Below are 4,295 nucleotides of genomic sequence, written 5' to 3' on the forward strand. Positions count from 1 at the left end.
GGGCGGCCATGCTGTCGGGACGCGGACCGTGCGGCCGGCGGCGCCGGCGCGGGAAGCGCTCGCCGCCGCCATGGCCCTCATAGCCACCGGCGGCGGCATTCACTTGCGGCTGCGGTCCGGTGATGAATGAGGGCAGGCGATCGACGCCGCCGCCATCATCCGCGATCACCGGCTGTGGCTGCGGCTGAAACTGCGGCTGCGGGCGATGCTCGCGATCGCGATGATGTTCGCGCGGCTGGTGCTCGCGCGGCTGCTGGTCGCGTTGATAGGGCTGCGCTTCGCGCGGCTGGTCACGCGGACCCTGGTCGCGCATGAATGGCTGTTGCGGCTGTGGCACGAAGCCGGGCTCCTGGCCGAAGCTGGAATAGCTCTCGCCGTCTTCCTCGCCTTCGTCGGCAGCCATTTCGTTGTCCGGGCGCGTCGGCTGCGGCTGGTTCTGCCGGAACTGCTCCTGGGCCGCGGCGATCAGGCGGAAATAATGTTCGGCATGCTGGTAGTAGTTCTCGGCGGCAACCGGATCGCCGGAAGAGCGCGCGTCGCGCGCCAGCTGGACGTATTTTTCGGCGACGTGGGAAGCCGTGCCGCGGATCTTGATGTCGGGTCCGTTCGATTCGAACACCCGGGTCATCGGGTTCTGGCCGCGGCGGTTACTGTTGTTATTGGTGTTGTTCCGGTTACGCATCCGCTTGTTGTTTTGACCGTTTCTCATGTCTTGCCTTTTATTCCAGCCCTGAAGTTATTGAAGTTATTGCCGTTGCCTTCTCAAGCCTCGTCCGATTCGGCGCGCGCTCACGCGCATCGAATCACGATGCCGTCTCTAACAGCGTCGATTTCGCCAACCATCGCGTTCAGCAAAGACGCGTTCCCCACCCGCCGGCGCCGCCAGCGGACCACATCATTCAGCCTGCCAAAACAAGCCAAGTTCCTGTTGCGTGCGTATTTCTTGCGTAAGTCTTCAAGCGCAAATATCAGGCTTTCGTTCACTTTGCGGTCGAGAGCGGCACAGCTTCGGCTATTGCGCTCGATTCAACCTGCGTTTTGGAACCTTTCGATCGGCGGGCTCTCGTCTCGAGAACTCCGGCCTTCACCCGTGCTCACCTACGGGGCCAGCATCCCTGGACCGATGTTATGATGGGAACGTAGTCGCTCCCGACGGATATTCCAAGGGGTATTTTTGCGTTACAATCAGACTTTATCGAGGCAGTTGCCGGCCTGCGACAGCTCGGCGGATGCCCGCCAGATCGGCCCTGGGCTGGCCGGCCACGGTTAACCCGGCCGCCGTCATCAAACCTTCAATCTCCGCGCTCTGGCCAAGCCCTGCCTCCACCACGAGCGCGCCACCCGGCGCCAGAGCGGCGGCGGCCTGCGGGATCAGCGTGCGGTAACCATCCAGCCCGTCGGCGCCGCCGTCCAGCGCGGCGGGCGGATCGTGGTCGCGGACCTCGGTGGCAAGGCTTGCGATATCGGCCGAGCGGATATAGGGCGGGTTCGACACGATCAGATCGAACGCTCCGGACAGCCCGCTCGCGTAATCGCAGGCGATGAAGGTTGCGCGATCAGATAGCGCCAGCCGCGCGGCATTGCCGGTCGCGGTGTCCACGGCCGCCGCGGAGATGTCGGTGCCGAATCCCCCGGCGTTGGGTAGCTCGGACAACAGCGCCAGCAGGATGGCGCCGGACCCGGTGCCGAGATCGGCGATCCGCAACCGACGATCCAGCGCGCCGCCGGCGCGCAACATGTCGAGCGCCAGTTCGACCACCGTTTCGGTGTCGGGCCGCGGCACCAGTGTCGCGTCCGACAGTCGCAACGGCAATCCCCAGAATTCCTTGACGCCGAGAATGCGCGCCACCGGCTCTCCCGACAGCCGTCGCTGCGCCAGTACTTCGAGACGAGCCGATTCTTCCACCGTGAGCCGCCGGTTCGCGGCCGCGATCATCCCGGTGAGATCAAGCGCGAGCACCGCGCCGGCCAGCATGCGCGCATCGAGTTCGGCGGAATCGACGCCGCCGGATTTAAAGCGAGACGTCAGGCTGCGCCGGGCGGCCTCGACCGACTGTCCTGGCAAAGATTTGCCAGCGTTCACGCCGCGGCGCCCTGGGCGGCGAGCTGGGCGGCCTGATGCTCTGTCGTCAGCGCCTCGATCAGTTCGCTCAAGCCTTCGCCCGAAATCACCTGCGGCAACTTGTAGAGCGTCAGATTGATGCGGTGGTCGGTGACGCGGCCTTGCGGAAAATTATAGGTGCGGATGCGCTCGGAGCGGTCGCCGGAGCCGACCTTTTCACGGCGGTCGGCCGAGCGCGCCGCGTCGACGCGCCGGCGTTCGGCGTCATAGATGCGCGAGCGCAAGATGTTCATCGCCGAGGCGCGGTTCTTGTGTTGCGAACGGCTGTCCTGCATCATCACCACGATGCCGGTCGGAATGTGGGTGATGCGGATCGCCGATTCCGTCTTGTTGACATGCTGGCCGCCGGCGCCCTGCGCGCGCATGGTCTCGATCCTCAAGTCATCGTTCTTGATGTCGACGTCGACATCCTCGACCTCGGGCAGCACGGCGACGGTCGCGGCCGAGGTGTGAATGCGTCCCTGGGTCTCGGTGTCGGGCACGCGCTGCACCCGGTGCACGCCGGATTCGAATTTAAGTTTGGCGAAGGCGCCGCGGCCCTGCACTTCGGCGATGATTTCCTTGTAACCGCCCACGGTGCCCTCGCTGGCGGAGATCACCTCGACTTTCCAGCCCTGCAGGCTGGCAAACCGCTCATACATCCGGAACAAATCGCCGGCAAACAGCGAGGCCTCGTCGCCGCCGGTGCCGGCGCGGATTTCCAGCACCACGTTGCGGTCGTCCATGGCGTCCTTGGGCAGGAGCGCCACGCGAATCCTCTGTTCGAGATCGGTGCCGCGTGCCTGCAGCGTTTCAAGCTCGGTCTCCGCCATGCCGCGCATTTCGGGATCGGTCGCGGCATCCGCGATCAGCGCCCTGGTATCGGCAATCTCGGAACGCACGGCGCGGTAGGCCTTGACGGCATCGATCAGCGGATTGAGCTCGGCGAGCTCGCGCGTGACCTGCACGTATTTCCCGGAGCTGACCTGGCCAAGCAGCTCGGCCTCGAGCGAGGCGTGATGGGCGAGCAGGATATCGAGTTTGGCTTCGGGTAACATCGGGCGTTCTCAACGGAGAAAATGGCCAGGCGCTGGCTGGACAAGCCTCGCTACAACGACAGCCCCTCGGCTTCCGCGAATGCGGTCAGCCTCTCGCGGATCGAGACGCTCCCGGACGGCGCGTCCAGCAGCGGCACTATCATCGCTTCGGCCTTTTTGGCATCGAGGTCCAGGATCAGCGCCTTGACCGGCCCGTGCGCGGTGGCCGACAGCGACAGCGAGCGATAACCGAGCGCGATCAGCGCCAGCACGCCGATCGGCTTTGACGCCATCTCGCCGCACAGCGAGGCGCTCTTCTTCGCGGCCTTGGCCTTGCACACGATGTCGCGCAGCGCCCGCAGGATCGGCGCCGAAAGCGTATCGAACCGCTCCGAAACCTTGGCGTTGCCGCGGTCGACCGCGAACATGAACTGGAACAGGTCGTTCGATCCGACCGAGACGAAATCGACCTTTTGCAGCAGTTCGTCGAGCTGATAGAGCAGCGCCGGGACTTCGATCATGGTGCCGACGTCGACGCGTTCGGGCAAGGAATGGCCGTGCTGGCGCAGATAGGTCAGCTCGCGCTCGATGATGGCCTTGGCCTGGTCGAACTCGGCGACTTCCGATATCATCGGAAACATGATCTTCAGGGCGCGGCCGCTACCGGCGCGCAGCAGCGCGCGGATCTGGCCGCGCAGCAGCCCCGGCCGGTCCAGCCCGAGCCGGATCGCGCGCCAGCCGAGCGCCGGATTTTCCTCGATCACGGTTTCCATATAGGGCAGCGCCTTGTCGCCGCCAATGTCGAGGGTGCGGAAGGTGACGGGCTTGGCGCCCGCGGCATCCAGCACCGTGCGATAGAGCGCGAGCTGCTCACTGGTGCGCGGCAGGCTCTGACCAACCATGAATTGCAGCTCGGTGCGGAACAGGCCGATGCCGGCGCTGCCGGTGTCGTCGATATGCGGCAGGTCGATGGCGAGGCCGGCGTTGATCATGAGTTCGACCGGCTGGCCGTCTTTGGTCACGCAGGGCTTGTCGCGCAGCGCCGAATATTGTGCCTGCCGGCGGGCGCGAAACCGCACCCGCTCCGCATAGGCGGATTCGATCTCGGCCGACGGCCGGACGTAAATCTCGCCCGAGGTGCCGTCGACGATGATGGC

General features: G+C 65.3%; 4 protein-coding genes. All 4 read right to left on the minus strand.

Annotated features, from left to right (window positions below):
- A partial coding sequence (locus WCE35_RS21395) for a DUF4167 domain-containing protein (RefSeq protein ID WP_424595311.1) occupies positions 1-709 on the minus strand: 709 nt, incomplete at its 3' end.
- A gap of 483 nt (positions 710-1,192) precedes the next feature.
- The gene (prmC, locus tag WCE35_RS21400; RefSeq protein WP_424595312.1) at positions 1,193-2,083 is read right to left on the minus strand and encodes a peptide chain release factor N(5)-glutamine methyltransferase; all 891 of its coding nucleotides are present in this window, start codon (positions 2,081-2,083) and stop codon (positions 1,193-1,195) included.
- Positions 2,080-3,159, minus strand: a complete 1,080-nt coding sequence (gene prfA, locus WCE35_RS21405; protein WP_424595313.1) for a peptide chain release factor 1 — start codon at positions 3,157-3,159, stop codon at positions 2,080-2,082. Before prfA ends, prmC begins: the two co-directional genes overlap by 4 nt.
- A 50-nt stretch (positions 3,160-3,209) precedes the next feature.
- A partial coding sequence (locus WCE35_RS21410; protein ID WP_424595314.1) for a putative PEP-binding protein occupies positions 3,210-4,295 on the minus strand: 1,086 nt, incomplete at its 5' end.

It is taken from the genome of Bradyrhizobium sp. (assembly GCF_049691595.1).
Classification (GTDB): Bacteria; Pseudomonadota; Alphaproteobacteria; order Rhizobiales; family Xanthobacteraceae; genus Bradyrhizobium.